General features: G+C 44.4%; 21 protein-coding genes. 5 read left to right on the top strand and 16 right to left on the bottom strand.

Annotation, left to right across the window (positions count from 1 at the left end; genetic code table 11):
• Positions 1-4 precede the first annotated feature (4 nt).
• From ABIC22_RS21645 to ABIC22_RS21625, 5 genes are all read right to left on the bottom strand, one after another.
• Positions 5-1,489 carry an ABC transporter substrate-binding protein gene (locus ABIC22_RS21645; RefSeq protein ID WP_354483665.1) on the bottom strand — a complete coding sequence of 495 codons (1,485 nt, stop codon included), beginning with the start codon at positions 1,487-1,489 and terminating at the stop codon, positions 5-7.
• A 56-nt stretch (positions 1,490-1,545) separates the two neighbouring features.
• Positions 1,546-2,436 carry a carbohydrate ABC transporter permease gene (locus ABIC22_RS21640; protein WP_430197119.1) on the bottom strand — a complete coding sequence of 297 codons (891 nt, stop codon included), beginning with the start codon at positions 2,434-2,436 and terminating at the stop codon, positions 1,546-1,548.
• 9 nt (positions 2,437-2,445) lie between these two features.
• A complete protein-coding gene (locus ABIC22_RS21635) occupies positions 2,446-3,378 on the bottom strand; it encodes an ABC transporter permease (protein WP_354483661.1) in 933 nt (310 codons plus the stop codon).
• A 352-nt stretch (positions 3,379-3,730) separates the two neighbouring features.
• Positions 3,731-4,927 carry an amidohydrolase family protein gene (locus ABIC22_RS21630; protein ID WP_354483659.1) on the bottom strand — a complete coding sequence of 399 codons (1,197 nt, stop codon included), beginning with the start codon at positions 4,925-4,927 and terminating at the stop codon, positions 3,731-3,733.
• Between the two features lie 61 nt (positions 4,928-4,988).
• Entirely contained in the window at positions 4,989-6,209 is a 1,221-nt protein-coding gene (locus ABIC22_RS21625; protein ID WP_354483657.1) for an amidohydrolase family protein, read from the bottom strand.
• Positions 6,210-6,413: 204 nt separating this feature from the next.
• On the opposite strand from ABIC22_RS21625, the gene ABIC22_RS21620 reads away from it, so the two are divergent.
• Entirely contained in the window at positions 6,414-8,039 is a 1,626-nt protein-coding gene (locus ABIC22_RS21620) for a PucR family transcriptional regulator (protein WP_354483655.1), read from the top strand.
• A gap of 441 nt (positions 8,040-8,480) precedes the next feature.
• Here ABIC22_RS21620 and ABIC22_RS21615 read toward each other — a convergent pair whose 3' ends face one another.
• The 4 genes from ABIC22_RS21615 to ABIC22_RS21600 form a co-directional block, all read right to left on the bottom strand.
• Entirely contained in the window at positions 8,481-9,236 is a 756-nt protein-coding gene (locus ABIC22_RS21615; RefSeq protein WP_354483653.1) for a class I SAM-dependent methyltransferase, read from the bottom strand.
• Positions 9,237-9,411: 175 nt separating this feature from the next.
• Entirely contained in the window at positions 9,412-11,463 is a 2,052-nt protein-coding gene (locus tag ABIC22_RS21610; RefSeq protein WP_354483651.1) for a serine hydrolase domain-containing protein, read from the bottom strand.
• 113 nt (positions 11,464-11,576) lie between these two features.
• Positions 11,577-12,875, bottom strand: a complete 1,299-nt coding sequence (locus ABIC22_RS21605; protein ID WP_354483649.1) for a GHKL domain-containing protein — start codon at positions 12,873-12,875, stop codon at positions 11,577-11,579.
• Position 12,876: 1 nt separating this feature from the next.
• Positions 12,877-13,617 carry a LytR/AlgR family response regulator transcription factor gene (locus ABIC22_RS21600; protein WP_154893894.1) on the bottom strand — a complete coding sequence of 247 codons (741 nt, stop codon included), beginning with the start codon at positions 13,615-13,617 and terminating at the stop codon, positions 12,877-12,879.
• Between the two features lie 324 nt (positions 13,618-13,941).
• On the opposite strand from ABIC22_RS21600, the gene ABIC22_RS21595 reads away from it, so the two are divergent.
• The gene (locus tag ABIC22_RS21595) at positions 13,942-14,415 is read left to right on the top strand and encodes a hypothetical protein (RefSeq protein WP_354483647.1); all 474 of its coding nucleotides are present in this window, start codon (positions 13,942-13,944) and stop codon (positions 14,413-14,415) included.
• Between the two features lie 119 nt (positions 14,416-14,534).
• Here the strand turns inward: ABIC22_RS21595 and ABIC22_RS21590 are convergent, their stop codons facing one another.
• Positions 14,535-15,611 (bottom strand): ABC transporter substrate-binding protein, encoded by a 1,077-nt coding sequence (locus ABIC22_RS21590; RefSeq protein WP_354483645.1) that lies wholly within the window; start codon positions 15,609-15,611, stop codon positions 14,535-14,537.
• Positions 15,612-15,851: 240 nt separating this feature from the next.
• A complete protein-coding gene (locus ABIC22_RS21585) occupies positions 15,852-17,036 on the bottom strand; it encodes a DUF2264 domain-containing protein (RefSeq protein ID WP_483312558.1) in 1,185 nt (394 codons plus the stop codon).
• Between the two features lie 86 nt (positions 17,037-17,122).
• Between ABIC22_RS21585 and ABIC22_RS21580 the strand changes: the two genes are divergently transcribed.
• On the top strand, positions 17,123-17,908 hold the full coding sequence (locus tag ABIC22_RS21580) for a helix-turn-helix transcriptional regulator (protein ID WP_127536800.1): 786 nt from the start codon (positions 17,123-17,125) through the stop codon (positions 17,906-17,908).
• 18 nt (positions 17,909-17,926) lie between these two features.
• Here ABIC22_RS21580 and ABIC22_RS21575 read toward each other — a convergent pair whose 3' ends face one another.
• The 4 genes from ABIC22_RS21575 to ABIC22_RS21560 form a co-directional block, all read right to left on the bottom strand.
• Positions 17,927-18,514 (bottom strand): GNAT family N-acetyltransferase, encoded by a 588-nt coding sequence (locus tag ABIC22_RS21575; RefSeq protein ID WP_127536799.1) that lies wholly within the window; start codon positions 18,512-18,514, stop codon positions 17,927-17,929.
• Positions 18,515-18,562: 48 nt separating this feature from the next.
• Complete coding sequence (locus ABIC22_RS21570; protein WP_354483640.1) at positions 18,563-19,102, bottom strand: GNAT family N-acetyltransferase; 540 nt, start codon at positions 19,100-19,102, stop codon at positions 18,563-18,565.
• A 175-nt stretch (positions 19,103-19,277) separates the two neighbouring features.
• On the bottom strand, positions 19,278-19,691 hold the full coding sequence (locus tag ABIC22_RS21565; RefSeq protein WP_336781910.1) for a cupin domain-containing protein: 414 nt from the start codon (positions 19,689-19,691) through the stop codon (positions 19,278-19,280).
• A gap of 29 nt (positions 19,692-19,720) precedes the next feature.
• Positions 19,721-20,485, bottom strand: a complete 765-nt coding sequence (locus ABIC22_RS21560; RefSeq protein WP_354483638.1) for a carboxymuconolactone decarboxylase family protein — start codon at positions 20,483-20,485, stop codon at positions 19,721-19,723.
• Positions 20,486-20,700: 215 nt separating this feature from the next.
• Here ABIC22_RS21560 and ABIC22_RS21555 point away from each other — a divergent pair, with 215 nt between their 5' ends.
• Positions 20,701-21,252 carry a TetR/AcrR family transcriptional regulator gene (locus ABIC22_RS21555; protein ID WP_127536795.1) on the top strand — a complete coding sequence of 184 codons (552 nt, stop codon included), beginning with the start codon at positions 20,701-20,703 and terminating at the stop codon, positions 21,250-21,252.
• Positions 21,253-21,820: 568 nt separating this feature from the next.
• Here ABIC22_RS21555 and ABIC22_RS21550 read toward each other — a convergent pair.
• Complete coding sequence (locus tag ABIC22_RS21550; protein ID WP_127536793.1) at positions 21,821-22,309, bottom strand: NUDIX hydrolase; 489 nt, start codon at positions 22,307-22,309, stop codon at positions 21,821-21,823.
• 170 nt (positions 22,310-22,479) lie between these two features.
• Here ABIC22_RS21550 and ABIC22_RS21545 point away from each other — a divergent pair, with 170 nt between their 5' ends.
• Positions 22,480-23,421: a DMT family transporter gene (locus ABIC22_RS21545; protein WP_354483635.1), complete on the top strand. Its 942-nt coding sequence runs from the start codon at positions 22,480-22,482 to the stop codon at positions 23,419-23,421.
• The last annotated feature ends 14 nt before the right edge of the window (positions 23,422-23,435 follow it).

Below are 23,435 nucleotides of genomic sequence, written 5' to 3'. Positions count from 1 at the left end.
CCTTTTATTTGTTTTCAAGCCATTGGTTTAACTGGTTTTGCTTTTCTGCCAATATTTTGTCAACGCCTGCACTCTTTAATTTTTCGATATAAGCTGGCAATTCTGCCGGGTCAAACGTTCCTGTCTGAAATCCAGCGTCATACTGATTCTGGACATTGGTTACCGATGTAATTTGCGTTTTGACCGGATTGATATCGAAGCTGAATCCCATCGCCCTTGATTTTACGGCACTTTCATTTTCACTCTTTAACACCTCCCACATATCAGGGTCATTCCCTTCCCAGATATAGGATAGAAAATTGTTGCCAACTGCGTATTGATTGGAATCATATCCTGATGAGCTCACGCCGTCCGGCTTGGCAATGAGGCCATCGCTCTGTTTAACATAGTGCTTGCCCTCGATGCCATTCGTGAACAGATTAATAACCGCTTCGTCCGAGTAGAACAGTTCCAACACCTGAATTGCCTTATCCGGCTGCTCACTGTTTCTCGCCAAAGACATCATGTTGGAAGCAACGCTATTTCGCGTCATATAGGAATCCTCCAGGGGAACACATGCAAGCTCTGTCCCTGCCGCCAGTGATTCCGAGTAACACTCATTGATATTCCGGATATAGGAGAAGGCTTTGCCCGCCTTGATCAGGTTGGATCCCGTTTCCTGGGATGTTGCAACATCTTTGCTAAAATAACCATTCTCGTACCACTCGCGCATCAGATCGGTCATCGTTGAGAAGCGTTCGGTGGCAAAGAGATTCTGCACGGTGTAATCTGTTCCATTGAAATCCAGTACGCCAGGCGCTGTTCCCAATGGATCGAAATTCAGCATGGCCTGTCCGGGAGTTTCCTGCGAGGTATAGCTGACGATTGGTGTGACTCCCGGCTCTTCATCCTTGATACGTTGCAGCACACCCGAGATATCGCTCCATGTCTTTATGGACTCAAGGTCGATACCATGCTTATCAGCCAGCTCCTTGCTCATCACAAAACTTGGAGATAGTGCCCAGGCTTTGATGCTTGGAACGCCATAGGTTTCACCATTCATTCTTCCGGCTTCCGCCGCTTCTCCCGGAATGGTCTCCAGAATCTTTTGGCCGAATTCATTCAAATGTTCGTCCATAGGCAGCAGCTGCCCCCTGCTGATCTGAGACTCCAGACCAAACCACACACTGGTATACACCAGATCCAGTTTATCGCTGCCAGCCAGCATCAAGTTCATCTGATTCGCATAATTGGAGCCATTTACAGGCAGGAGCTTTACCGTTGCACCTACTTTCTCAGCTGTAATTTCACTAATGGCATCCTGGACCTCCTTGACATCCGTCACGTCACCAAAAGCTGGATACGTCATGACCACTTCGTACAAGCCGGTTTCTGCATCATTTCCGCGTACCGATTCTTCCTCGCTGCCCGAATTTCCGCATGCTGTTAGTAAAACACCAAACAAGGAAACCACCAGCGTGAAACCTACAAACCTTTTTTTTGTAAACATCTTTCTTCACTCCCCCATGTTTGCTATTGGAACAACCTATTGGATGCCGAGCGCTGTTAGCCTTTTACAGCTCCAATGGTCAACCCTTTAACGAAGAACTTCTGGAAAAACGGATAGGCTGCGATAAGCGGCAGTACACCGATGACGGCAATAGCCATTCTCACGCTTGCAAGAGGTACGGATGAAGCGACAGCCGTCTGGCCGGACAAACTGTTCTGCTGTAAATACTGAACATCCGACAACATCCGGTTAAGCAGGTTCTGAATACTGTACAGGCTTCCATCATTGATGAAGATCAGACCGTTAAACCAATCGTTCCAGTACGAAATCATGAGCATCAGACCAATCGTAGCCAGACTGGGAAGCGCTAGCGGGAGAACAATTTTGTAATAAATAACCCATTCATTGGCACCATCCACGTAAGCCGACTCCACAACTTCACCGGGAATTGACGTGGAGAAGAAACTGCGCATCAATAAAATGTAGAAGCCATTAGTCAGTAGATTCGGGATGATCAAGGACCAGATGGTGTCTTTCAAATGGAAGAGGTCCGTATACACCAGGTACATGGGCACGAGCCCGCCATTGAAAAGCAGGGTGAAAAATACAAAGAAGGACAGGAACGAACGAAACGGAAGCACATTTCTCGATAATGGATAAGCGATAAGGGTTGTAATCAGAAGGCCAAGAATGGTTCCCACAATCGTGATGAACGTGGTAATTCCGTACGAGCGCAGAATCAATGAATACTGATTGAACAAGTATACATAAGCGTCGAAACTGAATTGATCTGGAATCAAGCTATATCCATTTCTAATGATGGCTTGTTCCTCGGTAAGCGAAGCGGATATGAGGAGCAGGAACGGAAATGCTGCAGCAATTGCCATCGCGATGAGCACGAAGTGAACCGTTATTTGATAAATTCGATTTGAATACAAGTTGACCACCCCCTTTTACTAAAACAGAGCCAGATCCTTGTCTTTTCGGCGAACAAACGCATTGGTCGTCAAGACTAACACAAATCCGACGATGGACTGGTACAGTCCTGCTGCAGATGACATCCCGAAGTCCCCGAAAGTCATCAATCCGCGGTAAACATAAGTGTCAATGACATCCGTAGTAGTTTGCAGTGCACCTGAATTCAACGGAACCTGATAGAACAGTCCAAAATCGGAATTGAAGATGCGTCCAACCGAAAGGAGAACCAGAATAACCATTGTGGGTTTAATCAATGGAAGGGTGATGCTCCAAACTTGCCTCCACTTGGAAGCTCCATCCAGCGTAGCTGATTCGTAGTACTCCTCGCTGATGCCTACGATGGAGGCCAGATAGACGATGCAGGTATAACCAACATTTTTCCACAGGTACACGACACTTAATATGTAAGGCCATTTCCCAGCGTCTGCATACCACGACACCGAATCGATCCCCAGCCAAGGAAGCACGTAATGGTTGACGAACCCGTTCTCCTCGTTTAGCAAGGCTAGTACCAAATAAGCGACTATAACCATAGAGATGAGGTAAGGCAGTAAAATAATGCTCTGATACAAGCGGGAGACGAATCTTTTTCTTACTTCGTTTAGCAACACCGCTACGGCTATAGAGAGTATCGTTCCGAGCACGATAAACGCGCCATTGTACAATAATGTGTTTCGGGTAATCACCCAGGCATCCTGCGTTTGGAACAGGTAGGCAAAGTTATCAAGACCTACCCAGTCGCTTCCCCATATCCCCTTTGCGAAATTAACATTTTTAAATGCAATGATAATGCCAAGCATCGGCAAGTAGTTGTTGATGAACAGATAGATGATACCTGGTAGAATCATGACCAATAGCAACCAATGCCTTTTTATGTTTTGGATGCGATATGCAAAGGTACTACGACGCATGCCCTTCTCCCCCTTTTCTACGTAACGATACTTGGTGTCGTAAATCAAATATATCCCTCCTTTTCTTCTTCGTGTAAGTTTATCTAACGTTATTTTCTTCTTACAAGAATAATACGCTGTAAACACCCCCTAGTCATTGGTGTTATCGTCTAAAAAATTCAACGCATCTTGGACTGATACACCAAAAGGAACTCACTATCCCGATATCCGTGTCAACAATGATTACGTAAAAGCACAACATGTCTAGTTTTTCATACATCCTACTTCAGCAAACAAAAAAAGCAGCGCATCAAGGACGCGCTGCTTCTTACTCCTAGCAGAAAATAGTTATGAATGAATTTCTGCCATCTGCCTACTGGTTGGGAACGCACGGCCTCCAACAAGCACACCACACCGAGAATACCGCTTCTCGAGGAGGTACCGCTGCCAGCGCATGCATCGCATTCAAGGCATGTACTAAGGAGAAATCGCCGCGATCACCCACTTTTGGAGTTAACGGCGCATTGGAAATCAGCTTGTATGTCTCAAGTAACCAGTGGTCTTCTACCCAACCGGAGGCTTCAGCGAGACGTGACCCACGTGAGAGCATATCGCCATTGCCGAATGGACTCCACGAATCCAGAATATTATCCGAACCGACATGTACAGCTACTCCCGCTTCCAGCAATAGCTTAATGGGCGGCATAGGTCTATCGATAGGTGCACTTGTCATGATGGATACGCCGGTCGCACACAGCTTTTCTGCCAATGTACGTACCTCTGCTTCAGTAACCTGACCCAAACAATAGGCGTGGCTCACTGAAGTGCGGCCGGACATGCCTGCTTGTTCCGTTAAATCAGCGAAACGATCGATCGTGTATGTTCCGAGGTGATCCGGGTCATGCAGATGTAAGTCGATTCCCGCAGCAAATTCAGCCCCCAGCTCAAACATCGCTTCCAGGCTGGCGTCCACTCGGCGGTCCAGCCCGGCCGGATCCACACCGCCTACATAATCGGCTCCAGCGCGGAGTGCTTGCCGCATGACGGCTACAGATTCGGATCGAAGTAGTCCTTGTTGAGGAAACGCAACGATCTCCATATCCATGCGGCCCCGATATAATTCACGAACTTCCAATATCTCTTCAAGATGCGAAAGACCGATTTGCGGATCAACGTCAACGTGCGTTCGGATCTTGGCCGTACCTTGGGCGAGCATCAAATCGAGCAACCGTTTAGCGCGTTCGCCTGCTCCGGTCGGAAGTTCTCCCAGCATGCGTTTCTCGAATTCCAATTGGCCAGGCAGGGTGACAAAGGGCTGCAGTGTCTTCCACGGCTCGCCAAGAAAATGTTTGTCCAGGTGGATATGCATATCTGCCATGGGTGGAACGTAATGCAGACCTCCCGCTTCGAAGACATTTGCCCCGTCATGGTTGGTACCTCCAGATGCAAACTCCGCATCGGTTGCAGCTGTTTCAATGCTGATGATTGTTCCCGTCGTTCGATCAATCGTTAGATCGAATAGATCATCTGCCCATTTTACGTTTTTAATGATGGTTAACTGTTTCTCCATAGCTTCATCCCCTTCACTCGTGTTTCAATGGTATCCATAGCATGTGATTTCCGCAGCCATTCTATTGCTTTTGAACCATACTACCCACCTGCACACCCGATTTCCAAACCATTCTTGTTTCCGGCCTATCCAGCAGCACATCCCTTTCTGATCGTTCCCAGAACAATACCATATCTGCCGTAGCGCCTACCTTCATTCCATAATTTTTAATACCCAAAGCCTGAGCTGCGTTATACGTCAGCATCCTGATCAACGCAAGGGCATCCCGTTCCCCGCCCATATACGAAGTGACTGCCAGAAGCCAGGCGACCTCTAACGGATCCGCTTTGCCAAACGGTGTAAATGCGTTGCGGACATTATTGACGCCAATTGCTACATTCACACTGCATTCCTGCAGCAATTTCACTGGCGCCAAGCCTCTGCGCGGCCCTTCCGCATCTCCTCGACCATTCAAAAACAGGTCGGTCATCGGCAGCGTAATAACGCTGATCCCGGCACGATGCAGAAGTTCCGCGATATCCATGGCTTCATGCTCAGGCAGAGAACCGAGCGAGGTTACATGTCCGGCAGATACCTGTCCCTGCATTCCTGTGATGAGTGTTCTTCTGGCTATGTCCGCAATGGCACGGTCCTTGGGATTGTCCGAAAAATCCGTATGAAAATCCAGCGGTTTTCCGTATTTTTCTGCCAGACCAAATGCAAAATCCAAGTGATCTTCCAGGCATTCATCCTGATACGTGATTCCTCCGACGACGTCAGCCCCCATACGCAGCGCTTCTTCCATTAACTCTTCCGTCCCAGGACTTCTGAATACGCCTTCTTGCGGAAAGACAACCACCTGCAAATCCAGCTGATCTCTTAAAGATTGTTTCAAATGGAGAGCCGACTCCATTGCCTTGAGACCAAGAATCGGATCCACCTCAGCATGGCAGCGCATATGGGTAACACCGTTGCTGACGGCTTGACGAATGACAGCAAGCGACCGCTCGTACATGTCCTCGTCTGTAAAAGAACTTTTCAGTTTAGCCGTTATCTGAATTGCGTCTTGGAGAGAATCTGCATCCCGATCCATGACATCCAGTAAATAGGCTTTTTCCAGGTGAATATGCGGCTCGACAAAGCCGGGCAGCAGCAAGCCTCCTTTGGCTTGAACGACATTCATCGCTTCCGATATCCCTTCACCGGTTGGTGAGATAAATGCAATTTTACCTGAGGATACCCCCACATCCATTCGCCTTCCATCCTTGGACAACACGGTATCGGTGATAAGCAAATCAACCATGACAGCCCTCCAATCATGTACGCTTTGGTTACACGTTAAAAACAATTCAAGCATATTCCACTCTGCAGGGGGAAGTCATTGGATGATAAAGATAAAAATAATTTGGATTATTGGACGAACAAGCCAAAGATATTTACTCGCAAGGATCATAATGTTATATTACTTAACAATAGTTTAACTTGTTCCAGAAAGGGATGGGTCGATGTGCTGCTGATAGATTTGCTCAATAACGGCATTTACGATGATGCCAGAGTGATTACTGGGCACAAGGGTCTTACGCGCGAGGTTCAAACCGTTAACATTATGGACTGTCCAGATATCATACGGTTTTTAAGGCCCAACGAGCTCTTGCTGACCAACGGCTATTTCATGAAACAGCAACCTGAGGTGTTCATTCACCTGATCAGGGACATGCAGCGGCTTCGCTGCTCCGGTTTGGCCATCAAAACCAAGCGTTTTGAACTTCCGATCCCTGATGAAATATTACATGAAGCCGACCGTATCGAATTTCCTATCATTGAAATTTCCGATGTATGTCTATCCCTTGGTGAGATTTTGCAACGATCGACCAGTGTTATTCTGAACAATAAGAGCGACGAACTCCAATATGCACTTAGCATTCACAAAAAATTCTCCGAAATGATCATGCGAGGCAAAGGAATTTCCGGCATTATCCAGTCCTTGTCCAAACTACTCTCCTCCCCAGTCATCCTGTTAAACAACAAATGGAAAACCATTGCTGCCACCAATCAAAATGCAAATATTACTGAGCTTACCGCAGCTGCAGTTACTGCACTTCACAACTTGTCCGATACCTCCAGCCCGACTTCATTGTGCTTAATCGACTCATCCCTTCGGGAACGCAGCTGCATGCTAGTATATCCTGTAAAAACGTATCGTCACGAAGGCTATTTGTTATCTTTTCATACGCCAGATCAATGGACTGGTCTGTACGGTTTAACGCTTGAACAAGCCTCCAACGTCATTGGAATGGAGCTGACCAAATCCCAAGCAGTCAAGGAACGTTCCCGCAGGCATAAAAACGAGTTTTTTTCCGATTTGATCGAGGGGTATATTACTTTCGAGCAGGAAGCGCTGAACCGCGGCAAGAAATACGGGCTTAGAAAGGGTTATTCTTGTGTCGTGCTGGCTATTCGTAATGACGAGGCGGCGGCTCTAAAGGGAGACAACTTGACCGAACAAGAGGAGCAATACGAGCACATTAAACGTCATTTTGGTGCGTTGGAGCATTCTTTCACCATGTTTACCAAACATGATACCTACTGCATTCTGCTATCCATCCCGGAGTCAGGCTGGGACGAGGTGAAGCTCACCGAGCATCTCACAGGAATGCTTAAACACCTCCATTATGAGAATGGAATGAGCATGTCAGTTGGCATCGGCAAACCTGCAATGAATGTGCTCGGCGTTCGCCATTCTTACACAGAAGCAGTCAATGCGTTGCAATTCGGCTATCGATTTAAACGCAAACAATTTGTCCAATCCTACCAAGCCAAGGATATCGGATATTTATTCCATATGCTTCCCCATGACGAACTAAAACAATTTTACGAATCGACTCTAGATGGATTATTGCAAATCGCCGACGAATCCGAAAGAAAAGAGCTGCTCCGTACCTTGAATGCGTTTTATGAAACACAATGCCAGCTTGTCGAAACATCCAGACAGCTTTTCGTGCATCGGAATACGGTGGTGTACAGATTGGAAAAGTGCGAACGACTCCTGGATGTTAAACTCAAAGATCCCGCTGAAAGTCTACGAATTCGTATAGCGCTAGCGATTGAACCTTTATTGCTGCAAAAAGATTAAGAGACACATCTTCATGAAGGTTCTTGTTTCGTCAAATTCCTATGCGATGCATCCCGCTGTTCTACCGGTATCTCACTAAAAAAACAGCCGCTCTCAGGATCTCTGTGATCGGCTGCAAATTATTTTTTTCAACGAACGCTATCATTGACATGAACGATATATACATTTATGGCCGAAACACGAAACGAGAAGCTATCGACAAAAGGAGGCCCATTATTAAAAGTGACGCCCACGAGTCATGAGCAAACATTTGAACAAGCTCCCATACGTTTGAAGGGCCAGATTGAGGTCCATCACGATATGGATAATTAAAAAATAGAGGAAGAGCTGCAGTGATAATAAAAATTGCTCCAAGCACAAGTAAGGATTGTGATGCCATTTTTCTCATCATGAACCGCACCTCTAATTTCAGTTTTGTCAGTTCTTATGAACACAACCTGATCACACTTCTCCCCAAAATATCTCCGTTTCATAATCAAAAAGAACAGTACCCTCCCGTTTATTTCGCTCAAATATGTTCTGAAGCTCAGTCATCATCGGAGTATAATTGGGATGACCGGGCACAGGACTGTAGGAAGATGATTGCAATCTGCCTTTCAAGCCCTCGAAGTCGAACTCCTGACTCATTTGAAAGTTCGCTTTCTGCATCGTGCCTTCCTTGAAAAAGGAATGAAGCACAGTCTCAGAAATATTCTTATGATTCACTTTTTCATAGTCGGTTCCGTACGCATGCAGCAGCTGATCGTATTCTACACGAAACGAGTTACCGCTAGTAAGACGGGAATTCCAGATTAATACCACTTTACCTCCCGGCTGTAAAATCCGCCTAAACTCGGTCTGTGCTGCCAAGCGGTCAAACCAGTGAAACGCCTGTGCGCACACAATAAATTCTACCGAATGATCAGGTAATCCCGTAGATTCTGCAGAGCCTGATATCGTCTGAAAGTTCGGTTCATTCTCTAGCATCTGCTCGGCGGCTGCGCGCATGGCCTGATTCGGCTCGACGGCTATAACATAGCTTCCACGTTTCAGAAGTAATCTCGAGAAAATCCCTGTCCCTGAACCAACATCTGCGATCTTACTGTTCGAATGCAAACCAACGGAGTTGTATAGATAATCAATGGCCTTTTTTGGATAACTCGGGCGGTAGTTCGTATAGGAATCAACCCGGTTTGAAAACCGTTCTTCATTTTTCATCTGTCATCAGGTCTCCTTTGAATTCAGATATCTTAAGCACCATATCACTACCTTCTCTCTTCACCTCAGAAACCCCTCCTGTTTATTCCATATTGTTCCTATAAAAAAACAGACCACGGGCAGCGTGTGCTCGCGATCTGTTATTGCCATTGAACTCGTATGATGTAACCCGCGTTTACTTTAAATGGATCTTGAAGACATCTCCAGCTTCACCACCAAAAACGATAAAGCCTGCTTTGGGAAGCTCAATGGATTGTTGATCGGTAGCGACGGAAAAGTGAACCACTTCACCCTGCTCATTATATACAGCGTAACCGCCGCCATTCGGCGAATCTACCGTCAACGATTTGTTTGCAGAACGAGAATCGATAGCAAACCAACGGGCTTGACCGCTCGCCGGTATGGTGGCCTTACCTGTCTTGCCGCCAAAGATCGGTGTAATCGCATCCTCTGCAATATATTCCTGTCCATCCTGAATCAAAATCTCAGCATTATTCTTGGTGTAAAATTGCAGATCGAAAGCATCTCTACCGTTCATCACGGGAATCTCTGCCACATTCACTGCATGGTCTGAATCTACAATTTGAGTGCCGTTTGCATAACCGTTCTCCGTATCCACGCTCAGATTTTTGATTAGCATCGAAGGAAGCAGATAAAAAATCGATGTGATTTTTTCATCTAGTGCGTAATATTTGGAGCCGCTGCGATCTGTCCATTTCTTTTCTGTGGCTGTGTTCAAAGGGTTGGTATCCAATTTTTGATAATCATACGTGTTCATCACCGTTTGACCTAAACCCGGCAATGTAATCACTGCCTGCACCTTAACATATACTTTACCGTTTTGTTCCTTCACGAAACTGGCCTTCACACTTCCATCCGTACTTGTGAATTGGCCCTCTCCAGTGTAGACATACTTCTGCTCTGGAATGATTCCGCCCTGCAAAGCTGGCAGTGTGAGTTCGTCGTTTTTGACTACAATATCCAGTGTTGTACCTACTGTACCATATAGACCCGAATACGCATTGAGCTCCGTAGGCATCTTCACTTTTACGGGTGGAGAGAATGTCTGATCTTCCTTGATTTTCTTGATGACACCCTGATCCTCCAATACCTCCAGCAATACTTTGCTCGCAAACATCTGATTGTAGATGGAGGACCCACCTGAGGACAGAACGGCCATTGAAATATCATGCTCAGGAATAGTGATTAGTGATGCATGATACATCATGGTGTCACCACCTTTGGCAAGTGCAGTAATACCATGATCGCTAAACGGGGCAAGATCCACAGCATCCCATCCCAGGCCATAATTGAACGTATTCCGCTCATCTGATACCCATATTCCTTGTCGATATTCATGATTTTGCATAGACTTGACCGAGGATTCGGACAATATGTCCGGTCTATTACCCATCAATACTTCAGCAAATTCGGTCAATTCTTCGGATGTGGAGTATATCCCACCTGTACCAAGAATGTTCGCATTTTCAACTGGCATTTTGGTTTTAATCGTGGGCCAATACGCTTCAGACAATTGATCTCTATCGAATGAATCCAGCGGTGTTTTGGTTGCTTCCAGCTGTAACGGATTGCTGATATACTTGGCAACATAATCGCTGTAGCTTAAACCGCTCACGCGTTCAACCAGGATTTCAAGCAATTGAAAGCCATCGTTACAATAGACAGAATATGAGCCAGGTTTCGATTTTAACTTTTCGGTTTTGAGTTTGAGCAATAGTTCATCGTGGTTGCGCGTATCATTGTCGTCAAACAGCATGCTGTTCCCATAATGTGAACCGTAGAGACCCGATGAATGATTCATCAGCATCCGCGGGGTAATCTGACTGTACCGGGCATCCGCCATCTCAAAGTCTTGAATATAGGTAGTAAGAGGCTCATCCAGATCGACTTTACCGGAATCCACCAGCATCATGGTGGCAGCGGTGACAACCATCTTGCTCACCGAGCCAATGCCGTACATACTTTCCCTGGTGACTGGTGTCTGGGATGCTTTGTCTTGAAAGCCCGTGCTGCCCGACAATATGATTTCCCCTTGTTCCCTAATGGCATATTGCAGACTTGTGACTCCATAATTTTGCACCAAATCTGCGGCCATTCGTTCTGCCTGCTTTTCAATTGAAGTGCTCTTATTCGCCTCTGCCATGACGTCTGTCATTGGAGTGATCACAAGCACCGCTGTAAATAACACACTGAACAGTTTCTTCATCCTCAGCTTCCTCCCTCAGTACTTTCTATAGGATGAATTCATCATATCTTGGAAGAAGCACTCTGAACGTGAATACACCCTGAATGGAAAAAAACAATCCCTGAACGGCATGTTCAGAGACTGTTTACTTCAAAAGGTAGCACGACCATATTATTGAATGTCCGATGATGATGTTCAATCGTCATATGCCCACCGTACTTTTCGCACATTCTTGATATATTCGTAAGGCCGATTCCGTGATACTCCGGATTGGGCTTCTCACTCTTCAAATGTGTTAATGAATGCTCTACATGATTCAACACCTGGACGATAATTGCAGAGGCAGTAGAGTGAATCGCGATCAGGATATATCTGTCTTCAGCCTGTCTGACTTTCTTGGAAGCTTCGACGGCATTATCCAGCATATTGCCAAGTACAACGCAGAGATCATAACGATCGATATGGACCTGTTGAGAATGAAGCTGAATGCGGGCGTCAATCTTGATCCCGTTTGCCTGTCCTACGGCTATGGTATTCGTGACAAGCGCATCGATCACGAGATTGCCGGAGTTCACCCGCTGGTACACGCCTTCAATCTTATTCAAGGTAAGCTTTATATGATCAGAAGCCGCTTCATGTTTGTTTTGCTTGATACATTCTTCAATGTACAGAAACTGCTGATGAATATCATGGATGATGCCTTTCACATTTTTGAAACTGTGCACCGTCTTCTCGTAGTTGGCATCCTGATAATCCATCTGACGCTGCAGCTGGGCATTCTCATTCGCAAGCTGAACCTTCTCCACCATATTATCGAATACATAGACAATGAACACATTGAGAAACAGCGAGCCCATCACGGAAATGATATAGTAGATGTTTTTCTCACTGTAGTTCGAAGCCACATTAATCTGATATAACGTAATGATCGGTACAATGAGAAATAAAAGATAATAGCGATAGTGCAGGGCGAAACTTCTTCGTTTGGCAATAAGACGAACGACCTGAATGACAATAAACATGAGACTGCAGCCAAGCAGCATGACCTTGTAGAACACCCCATGATAACCCTCGTTGAAGTGATCCCATGTGGTGTAATCCGTAGCGTCCCAGACACTCATAATATATACAGCAATATAATTCACCATGGTGACCAGTACGGCATATAGGACCGTGAAAACCAGTTTTAGCTTCAACTCCACGTCATAGGATTGCGCCAGACTGAAGATAAATATTAATACAACCAACGACGAGATGAGCGAAGGCAATGTAGAAGCCAGATAGAAAAAACATAAGACAATAAACAGGACAAAATAGACCACTCTGTTCGGCTTTTGCCTGGACTTGCCCAGTACCGAATTGAAATAAAAATTCACCTGGAATGCCATAAGCAGCGTAACGACGATGACAGACAAGATCGTAAATGGTTCCATATCATTGAATCCTCATAATCATATATTTGGTGTAAGCATCCTTGACTTCCTTGACTTTGGAACGGCCGATGGGCAATTCAGCACCATTTAACATGACGACCTGGGAGCCGCTAAACTTCTGGACATGCAACAGGTTAATGATAATCGAGCGATGAATTTGCAAGAAGCCATGATCCTTCAACGCATCCGCATAATTCGAAATAATGCCTTTACTTTCATGCGTGCTTTCGTTGGTCACAAAATTCAGTTTGTTTTTGATCGTTAAACTCTTCATCACTTCAATCCAGAGAATATCATCGTATTTCAACAGCAATTCTTCATAAGCTGATTTGATTAATACAAACTTTTTGTCCATTGATCTCAAGTACTGGCATAGTTTAATCATTTTCTCCTCGAAGATATGTGTCTGGATCGGTTTGATCAGATATTGAAAAGTAACCACATCGAAGCTCTCTACCATATACTCCGGATAGCTGGTCAGAAACATGATTTGCACATCCAGAAATTTCATCGTTCTGATTTCTTTGGCCGCCTGTATGCCGTTCATCCCATTCATCTCCACATCCATAATGAGAATATGGAAGGTATCCCCAGCCGTTTTGTAATGTGAAATCAACTCTTCACCGGATGCAAATAATGTAACTTGGAAATCAATATTCGTTTTCAGAGATAAGGAGATCAGCATCGCTTTCACGAGCTCTCTTTGTTTCTCCTCATCATCACAAATGGCAACATTAAACATGATTGAACATCCGCCCTTCATTTGACGACAATTCTGAGTTTCACTCTCAAATATACTACTTTATCATACATTTCAGGGGGAAATGGGATGAAACGCATGTTTCAAACCCTAAACTGCATGGAGACCGGTTAGATCCGTTGAAATTTTTATATTATCGAACCACTATTGCTTGCTACCCGTGTCATTGATCAACTTTGAGAAACATTTTTTCTATGGATTAAATAGGCTAGATTATGCACCGTCCCAGCTAGTAGTGCGTAATAGAAGTAACTATTCAGATATCGAGGTGATTCAAATGAAGGCTGTAACGAAGTTACTGTTCCTATGTATGATTCCTCTGTTCTTGTCCGCCTGCTTAAAAACTCGGAAAGGAATCAACCGACTAATACTTCAGATCTGAAGTCCCCGGTTAATATTTCATTTGAAGAAGCGGAAGCTAAGATTCCGTTTGAAATTAAACAACCGTCAGTTCCTTTCCATGTTACTCAACAATCAGCAAGGATTTTAGATACCAATGGAGAATTTGATGCAATTGAAATTACGTATGCAAATAGCGACGAAGGAATGAATCTCATCATGATGATTACAAACTCACAGATTGATACACCTCCGACTGGGAAGAAAGGTTTGAAATTAACTAACGGTTCGCAAACATGGGACCAAGGAAACGAACATGTGAGTGCCATCTATTGGAGAAACGGGGGACTAACTTACTCTCTTATTTCAGGAAAAAATAACAATCTTGAACCGTTATACGATTACCAAACCTTAATTGATATAGCAAATACATTCAATTGAATTTGATTGCTAATCGTACTCATAATGAGACAAGAAAAGGAGCCAACTCCGAAAGTTGGCTCCTACTTGAATGTGAAGATATAATTTAGTAACACATGAATCATATAAATTAGGTTATTTTACAACCCCATATCATCAGCAAGGTTCTCAACACCTGTGAAGATGGAATCTCCGTAACCCCAGAAATTGTTGAAATCAATAACATAGATTTTCTTGTTTTTCACTGCGTTAATACTTTGCACCTGCTTGTTGGCTAGCAACTTGTCAATCGTTTCTTGCGGATCAATACCGCCAGCATATTTGGAAATGATCATCACATCCGGATTGATCTCGATGAGCTTCTCCAAACTGAGTGTGCCTGTTTCATTGATCAACATATTATGTACGTTGATTAATGACATTGCACTTTCGATAAATGTATCTCCATTTCCGTTGTAAACCGCAATGGTTCCATCACCATTATCAGAGAAGGATGCATAGTTGATCGTTTCAGCGCTAGCACGAGCCTTCAATGCTTCCTCGCGTACTTTAAGTTCCTCAATATAGGCCGCCGCGTTAGCTTGTACGTTAAAGATCTCGCCTAGCTCGGTGATATCCTTATACAGACTATCCAACGAAGCATCAGTAACACTCGTGCTCTGCACAAACGTTTTGATACCCATATCATTCAAGCTGTTGACTGTACCCACACCCCAGTCGGCATCCTCAAACAGCCCGCCACGACCCATAATCAGGTCAGGTGAAGCGCCAATGGTCACTTCCTTCCCAACATATCCTTCGGCCAGAACAGGGATTTTCTTAAACTCATCAGCAATATCTTCAGGCACACTGCCAAACAAAGCCGCTACTCCCACGAGCTTGTCCGTCAATCCAAGGCGAATCATCAGCTCGGCTGCACCTTGGGTATTGGCAACAACGCGTTCAGGTGCCTTGTCAAATGTTTGTTCCTTGGCGACCCAAGTACCGTTCTCTGTTGTATAATTCGACACGGTTACCGGGTAAGTTGTTTCAGCTGCAGCTGAAGCATCAGCATCAGTCTGTTCCCCATCTGCCGCCGCATTCGTGGCGCTGCTCTCCGCAGCTTGCTGTGAGCTGCCCTTGGCACCGTCGCTGCCACCGCTTGAACACGCAGCAAGCACCAGAATCATTGCAGTAATCAAACAAAGAAACATCCCTTTTTTTACGGACACCAACATGTAAATAACCTCTCCCTTTTCCATTCTCGCCTGTCTTTTTGACCAATATGTAAAATAACTATTGTCAGTATACAGTAAATGTAGGAGTGTGTAAATGAGAACAATAATCAATATCATTCTGTTGAGAACAAAAAAGCCGCTTTACAGCGACTCACCATACAGTTCTATTCTTCCCTCTACATGACATCCGTTCATGAGGCTGCACGAACAAATGATCAATATGATTGCCAAAAACGTTCCTCAACCCCATTTAAACTGTTGATCATGGTAGGCTTTATCCAGATTGACCTCTCCTCCGGACCATGCCTTCCGTGAAGTCCACTCGGCCTCTCCCTGCCAGAAATCAGCCTCAGGCGAGAGTCCTAACGCAAGGAATACGGTCGTGCACAGATACAAACTGCCCGTTGATATGTAAGCTTCACCGATTTCCGGCTGGCTTCCGGCGAATCCAATTCGCAGCCATCCGGCATCGTCAAACGTCCCTGGCATCTGAATCTGCCGCTGGATCACAGCCGTAAGGGCACAGCGAACTTGAGCTGGCTCCACTTCTACCGGGAGTTCCTCTCGGAGTGCCATGAGAGATAAATGCTGAAATGCTCCGAAACGATAGGCAAGTGATCGCCCAATGGGCGGGAAGGTGCCTTCTGGTGAAATCATTCGTTCCAGGATGGCAGCATAGCGAATTGCTCTGTCTAACACCCTGATCCTTATCGCCTTCCAATCGTCGAATTGATCTCCTAACACGTCCAATGTATCCACGAGCATGGGTTGAATCACAAAGCTGTTATAGTAATCCCAATGAAAGTCAGGCCCGTCACCATATGCACCATCACCCATGTACCATTGGTCATGTTGCCTTACCGCATAATCCACTCGCATGCGATCCCAAGTCTCTGCACCCATTCGGGCAAGGGCCGCTTCAATGATGGCACTAAACAACAGCCAGTTGCTGAATACAGGGCGTATAATCCGTGTGGCGAGCAGGGCTGATTTCAGATTATCTTTTGCTTTCTCGTCCAGCAGCTCATACAGCTCATGTGGAGCCCGAAGCACCGCATTCGCAAGAAAAGCAGCATCAACAACAGGCTGGCCGCCTTGCGTGAAATTCATAAAATCGGGCGAAGCGGGATCTGTCGCTACTCCGATTGCACGCCTGGCCAGATCTGCCATCCTGGCTCGAATCTCCCCTTCCTCACCTGAACGAGGGCCATGTTCTAGCCATGGTGCAATTCCTGCCAAAGTCCGCCCCAAAGCTTCCAAATAGGCGTAGTCGGTACGATCTCCCCCCTTTGATTCGACAGGCATATCGATAACCAGTCTGCTTTCCGATAAGGAACAGAGCACAGGATGCGCTATGCGAACCAACGTATCGACCCAATACTTTCTGTCAACCGACACTTTCTCCTCCTCCTTCAAAATAAACATTTTTAGAAATTATAGATGGTTGTTTAGACGTGAACAATAAACTATAATCATCAAAAACTGACCTATTGTGCTGAGGAGGATAAGGCATGCTTACGTTACTTTCTTGCGGCTATCGTACCATTCACCATGAAGGGATTGTGAGAAACCGGCCAAATGGCTCGGGAAATTACACCTTTGTGTTTTTTAATAGCAGAGCAGAAGTGAGATTGCATGACAATACAAGCACGGTGGAGAAGAATACCTTCATTTTGTTTCAACCTCAAACGCCTCATTATTACCGTGAGCTGGAGAGTCCATTTATTAATGATTGGTTCCACTGTAACGGCAGCGATTTCCACGAATTTCTCCTAAGTATTCAATTTCCTGTGGACACGCTTATGGAAGCTTCAGATCCCTTGTTGATCTCCAGAAGCATCATGGAACTTCAGAATTGTTACAGACTGGATGGAAAGCTGCGTGAGAAAATTATCGATTGTGACCTTCAGTCTTTCTTCATGAAATTGAGTGACTTGCGAGCAAGAACTACTCCCCACCAACTTAGCCGTTATTACATCCAATTTACTGAACTCCGCAACGATATCTATCGCTCTCCTCAGCAAAACGTAACCGTAACAGAACAAGCTTCACGATTAAATATGAGCAAATCCTACTTTCAACACATCTATAAAGAGCTATTTGGTTGTTCCGTAATGACGGATATGATTCATGCACGGCTTGATCATGCCAAATATCTTTTGGATCACAGTGAGCTCTCCGTTAATCAGATTGCGGATGCATGTGGATATGAAAATGACACCCATTTTATGAGGCAGTTCAAGAAATTTGTTGGTGTTTCGCCCAGGAAATACAGATTCAGAATCGAGCCCAGTTGAAAACGATTTTGTTAGACTTCAGAGATTTAACCAATCTGCCTTGCGAAGCTGGTAATGGTTGTACTTCTCCTCTTCAATTTCAATCTCAGCAATGAAGAGAAAATGGTTTTTCAGAATGACTTTATTAGACGACCCGTTCTCTAAGAGTGCAATTGCATTTAATTGTTCAACTTCTGTATTTTCGAATAAATATTGAACAATCCCTCTAACAGCTTGAGAAGCATAACCTCGATTTCGATGTTCTTTCGATATTGCGTACATGATTTCTCTGTTCGGATTCGGTAGTTCATCTTTTATACCAGAACAACACCATCCGATAAGTTCTCCTGTCTCTTTCAAAACAATCCCTAATCTTAAAATGAGTTCCTCCACAGGTTTGCCCTCTTGCACGCGTTGAATAAATTCATTGTTGGTTGGGATTTCGTAATTTATCAGCCATTCTTGGCGAACTTCCTTTGGAACATTCCACCCTGGTAAATAGCCATGAATTTCAGGTTGCCATGTGAGTTCATGAATACCCTCAAGGTCGGAAAGTCGATATTCCCGAAGGATAATATCTTCACATGTAATGGAGAGTCTGTTATTTATGGTGTCATTAGATTGCATTATATCCTCCTATAATTTTATGTACGATATCCATTTGCGAGCGCAATTCTAGTAAAGATAGCCTAGCAAGTCCAGCTCCCCTTCATCCCAACTCATCTCACTTACTTCCTTGATCATGATTTCGCTTATCGGCTCGTGACCTATTCCGTTCGTCATTAGTAATTCGTCATTAATCTTCAACCACTTTACTCGATTTTCAACTCTTTTATAACCGTTCTTTAGATACAAAGCCATGTTATCTGCAAACAGAAGATGAAAGTCAATATTCCTACCAATTGAGAATGTATCAATTTCCTTTAGCAGCTTGGACCCCAGCCCTTGAGAGCGCTCGTTTTGTGAGACGCACAAATCAATCACACCAAGGACTCTAATGCGTTTACCATTTAGATTCATCACCCTGTAATCCAGACCTACTTGTCCTACAAGTTCATTCTCATCATTAAAAGCCAAGAATCTAAACTGCGGTACTTGCTTGAAGTAAATTCGATCCACAGGATAAATTTCAGGAAAGCTTTTGATTAATAACGCTTGTATTTTCTCGCTAAGCTCCACACCAATTTCGAATTCTAATACCTGATCTATTCTCAAATGACTCCTCCTAAACGAAAATATGGATATAAACCTTTATCCATTGCCTTTCTACACTGGTTTGCTAAAACCCTTTTATATTAACGCAATAGATTTCTATAAAAGCAACAAAAAACACCCTTACGGGTGTCTTTTTTGTTTACTCAAAACTTGTGGTTCATGAGAATCTGGTGGTTCACTTCGTCGCACTATCGTAAACTTCATCCGTGACAGGTTCAAGCCATTCAGGTGTACCTGCAGTGATCGCTATATGTTCAAACCAGCTGTCTTTTGCGGCACCATGCCAGTGTTTCACACCATCATGCGTAACAATAACATCGCCAGCTTTCAGGAATTGGGCAGGCTTGCCTTCCTCCTGATACCACCCTTCCCCACCCGTAACTAATAATATCTGGAATCCGTCACGGTGAATATGCCAGTTGTTTCGGCAGCCCGGTTCAAAGGTCACGTTCCCTACGCCAACATTCACTTTCGGATCTGCAACCAGAGCTTGAAGATAGCTTTGTCCCACAAAATATTGGGCATAAGCTTCATTCTTCTCTCCTACCGGAAATATAACGCCGTTCTTTACCTCTTCATGTTTCGTCATATCTGATTTCTCCAATCTGTTGATTAAAATCATTTCTCTTCATTTGCCGGAATCACTTCATTGATGCAAGCAAGTGCATTGAGTGTCCTTGGAAAACCCATATAAGGAAGACAATGTGTGATCGCCGCAATCAGTGTTTCCTTGTCATTTCCCACATTTATATTCCCCTGTACGTGTGCCTTAACTTGGCCTTCGGCTCCTCCCAATGCACTAACCATAGCCAGTGTTAACAATTCCCTGATTCTCAAATCAAGTCCGTCACGAGTATAGAAATCCCCGAAGCAAAAAGCCGAAAGGTACTCCTGAATATGCTTCTGGTTCGAAGGTGCACTTGCTCTCATTGTTTCAATGACATCACCAAAAATCTCTATCTGAACAGCAAGCCCTTTTTCCAAACGACTATGTTCTGAGACCTGGCTTTGGCTTTCAATAGGCAATGCAATATTACGGGACGTGAACACCTCATTCACTTCATGAATGGCGTTTAATGTTTTCGGAAAACCGATGTATGGGGCACACTGGTAAACGGCTTCTTTAATTTCTACCGGAGTCACCCCAACATTCAATGCCGCACTTACATGAGCCTTAAGCTGAGGTAATGTCTGATTGACCGTAAGGACCACCAGTGTCAGCAGCTCCCGCTGAATGTCCGTCAGCGTACCTTGATCGAACACTTCTCCAAAGATAAAACGGTTTAGGATGTCCTGAAATTCAGGATCTGTTGCATAGGAAGAAGGTGCGCCCTCACCAAATAGTTCCTGGTATTTTTCCTTGCTCTTTTCGATTCGATCCATGCGTCTCGCCTCCCTTAATCTTCTCTTCTATTATTTCAGTTATTTCAGTAAAGGAAACATCAATGATTGAGATAATACATATTGATGCGTTACCGCACATGTGTATAATATAAATGCAAAGTGATTCAGCTTCAATAAACAAACCGTCTTCATTCGTGCGATATTGCACAAATTTGAAATAATGTGCGATTACCCTCAGGAAAGGTGCGAACCCCATGTCCAAATTGAAATTGGATCGAAGAGTACAAAAATCTCAAGATGCCATTAAGAATGCATTCACCCAACTGATGTCTGAGAAAAATCTGGATCAGATTACGATTCAGGACATTTCCCATCGGGCAAACGTCGGTCGAAGAACGATCTATGATCATTACATGGATAAATTTGATTTGCTCGACAAAATTATTGAGGAACACATTAACGAGCTACGAAGAATATGCGAAGCCGCATCTGACTTAAGTTTTGCAGAGGGAAATCTCCTCTGGTTTGAATACTTTGAACATCATCACCCCTTCTTCTCAGCCATGTTATCAAGCAAGGGCGCCTCTGTATTTCGTCATCATTTTCTTGCATTTGTTATTGAAGAATTAGAGGGAGAAGTGAATATAACCGAAGGAATAAATCAGGGATTAAGCAAGGAGATCATTCTTAATTTCTTTGGAGCGGCAATCGTGGAGATCGTCGAAGGGTGGCTTACCAATGGAATTTCTGAGCCTACTCAGGTTATTGCAGAACAAGTAGGGGTTTTGTTAGATCGGAACTTTTAGGAACGGATTACAGAAATGAGATATCACAACAGAAGGGGCATTGAATCATGATCTTTATTACCAAAAAACTATTGGATCGACTAACTCAATCTCATAGAGAACCTAACATGTTCATATGTTATTCCACTCCGCAGAGCTGGTCAGCGAAGACAAGCCGGGCTATATTGCTCATGAATGAGGATAAATTAATTATTCTTTTCCTCAATTTTTTTTCGACTAAAGTCGTTCATAACGTTGAATTCCAAACAGCTGAATTACAAGATCAAACCTATCATTCTGGAGCCTTATTGTCTGCAACATGGTCATTCCATGTTCAAGGCCGGCGATGGAAATTCATGATTCCCAGGAAGATCCTTACGCTGGGCTCGATGCAGAGCGACTTTTTGAATTTTATGAAACTGCATATCTATCATTAATGTTCAAATCGTCACATCGGTCTCCGGCCGTATGAATAAGAGCAGTCGATCCAACGAATCGACTGCTCTCCTGTGTCCAATCAACAGCTGTCCAACCAATTGACGCTTGAGCACCTGCACATAACTTTATTCAACTGCAAGCACCCGTACAGCTAAACATGTCGATGAAGCTTGGTGTTGCACTCCGATGTTGTCGCAGTGACATACTCCACGTAATTCACTGAACCTTGAAAATTCAGATACGCTTCATAACGCATGCGGATAGCAGGTAGTGTAATATAATCCAGCACCTGTTCCTTGGGAACCCACCTGCACTCGCTCGTTTCCTCAGATGCAGCTAATTCTCCACCTTCTAATTTGCACACAAAATCAAACATGACCTTTGTCGGGACATCCGTCACACCGTCATACCACTTATGTACTGCTGTATTCGAGACCACACTAATCAAATGACTAACACTGGCCTCTATCCCACTTTCTTCCTTGATTTCACGGATCACGCCATCAATCAGGTTTTCTCCTACTTCAGTAATCCCTCCTGGGTAGACCCAGCCATCGTCATGGGCCTTTACTAACAGGACATTTCCGTGTCCGTCTTCTACAATTCCGCCTGCCGATACAATATGCGTTGGAAAGACCATCTAACCACCTCCTTTACAGTAATCTGTATATATATTCCACATCCTTCATACAGCCTCCTGCTTAAACAGAGTCCATTCATATTTTGGATACAAGCCGCAGGAAATGTGATATGGTCTAGAATGTATTTGTTGCATCACATACGCAATACAATTTGAGGAGAAGATTAAACGTGAACGACAGTAACGCAATTGAGAAACCGAACAGGTTAACAGATCCATTGGTTGTAACCCTAATCGCAAGCCTATGCTGCTTGTTGTGGGGAAGTGCTTTCCCATCCATTAAACTAGGGTATATTGCTTTTGACATCCTGCCAGAAGATATTGCCTCCAAGTTTGTATTTGCAGGGTATCGATTTGTACTTGCAGGCTTGCTGCTCCTGACCCTATACCGCTTGATTCGAAAACGAAAGTTTGCTCTATCTGGACGACAATGGACCAGCCTCTCTATGCTGGGCGTCATGCAAACAGGACTGCAGTATATGTTTTTTTACATAGGTGTATCCAATACGACCGGTGTTAAAGGCTCCATTGTAAACGCAACAGCTACCTTTTTCAGTGTGGTGCTAGCCCATTTCCTGTATCAAAATGATAAGCTAAGCAATAAAAAAGTCATAGGTTGTGTGCTTGGATTTATCGGAGTCATCATTGTGAACTTCAATGCAGATCTATTTGCATTTTCTTTTACATTTACAGGTGAAGGCTTCGTGATTGTGGCTGCTTTTATATTTTCCATTACTGCCATCTACGCAAAGCATCTAACATCTTCCATTGATGTATTGGTCGTTACGGGATTCAGCTTGTTTGTCGGCGGATTGATGCTTGGTCTGCTGGGCCTCTTGCTTGGCGGACAGGTTACACATTTCACCCTGGAATCCACCAGTAACTTAGTTTATTTGGTTCTGTTGTCATCAGCGGCATTCTGTCTATGGAATCTGCTTCTGAAATACAACAAAGTAGGAAAAGTGTCGGTGTATAACTTCCTGATCCCCGTGTTTGGCGCATTACTATCTGCTGCATTTTTGGGCGAAAGCATTATGGAACTGAAGAATCTGATTGCCCTCCTGTTCGTATCCATCGGCATTTACATTGTGAATCGAGCAAGCTCTGCATAACATTCGGCTGCTCG

The sequence above is a fragment of the Paenibacillus sp. PvP094 genome, from assembly GCF_040546835.1.
Classification (GTDB): domain Bacteria; phylum Bacillota; class Bacilli; order Paenibacillales; family Paenibacillaceae; genus Paenibacillus; species Paenibacillus illinoisensis.
This window is presented reverse-complemented; position numbering and strand designations above follow the sequence as displayed.

Coding starts and splice junctions, on each gene's coding strand:
- ABIC22_RS21645 (WP_354483665.1), bottom strand. CDS start 1,489: ATGTTTACAAAAAAAAGGTTTGTAGGTTTCACGCTGGTGGTTTCCTTG.
- ABIC22_RS21550 (WP_127536793.1), bottom strand. CDS start 22,309: ATGGTCTTTCCAACGCATATTGTATCGGCAGGCGGAATTGTAGAAGAC.
- ABIC22_RS21605 (WP_354483649.1), bottom strand. CDS start 12,875: ATGGAACCATTTACGATCTTGTCTGTCATCGTCGTTACGCTGCTTATG.
- ABIC22_RS21590 (WP_354483645.1), bottom strand. CDS start 15,611: ATGTTGGTGTCCGTAAAAAAAGGGATGTTTCTTTGTTTGATTACTGCA.
- ABIC22_RS21580 (WP_127536800.1), top strand. CDS start 17,123: ATGCTTACGTTACTTTCTTGCGGCTATCGTACCATTCACCATGAAGGG.
- ABIC22_RS21560 (WP_354483638.1), bottom strand. CDS start 20,485: ATGGATCGAATCGAAAAGAGCAAGGAAAAATACCAGGAACTATTTGGT.
- ABIC22_RS21630 (WP_354483659.1), bottom strand. CDS start 4,927: ATGGAGAAACAGTTAACCATCATTAAAAACGTAAAATGGGCAGATGAT.
- ABIC22_RS21565 (WP_336781910.1), bottom strand. CDS start 19,691: ATGACGAAACATGAAGAGGTAAAGAACGGCGTTATATTTCCGGTAGGA.
- ABIC22_RS21555 (WP_127536795.1), top strand. CDS start 20,701: ATGTCCAAATTGAAATTGGATCGAAGAGTACAAAAATCTCAAGATGCC.
- ABIC22_RS21610 (WP_354483651.1), bottom strand. CDS start 11,463: ATGAAGAAACTGTTCAGTGTGTTATTTACAGCGGTGCTTGTGATCACT.
- ABIC22_RS21575 (WP_127536799.1), bottom strand. CDS start 18,514: ATGCAATCTAATGACACCATAAATAACAGACTCTCCATTACATGTGAA.
- ABIC22_RS21635 (WP_354483661.1), bottom strand. CDS start 3,378: ATGCGTCGTAGTACCTTTGCATATCGCATCCAAAACATAAAAAGGCAT.
- ABIC22_RS21615 (WP_354483653.1), bottom strand. CDS start 9,236: ATGAAAAATGAAGAACGGTTTTCAAACCGGGTTGATTCCTATACGAAC.
- ABIC22_RS21600 (WP_154893894.1), bottom strand. CDS start 13,617: ATGTTTAATGTTGCCATTTGTGATGATGAGGAGAAACAAAGAGAGCTC.
- ABIC22_RS21585 (WP_483312558.1), bottom strand. CDS start 17,036: ATGTTTATTTTGAAGGAGGAGGAGAAAGTGTCGGTTGACAGAAAGTAT.
- ABIC22_RS21625 (WP_354483657.1), bottom strand. CDS start 6,209: ATGGTTGATTTGCTTATCACCGATACCGTGTTGTCCAAGGATGGAAGG.
- ABIC22_RS21595 (WP_354483647.1), top strand. CDS start 13,942: ATGTATGATTCCTCTGTTCTTGTCCGCCTGCTTAAAAACTCGGAAAGG.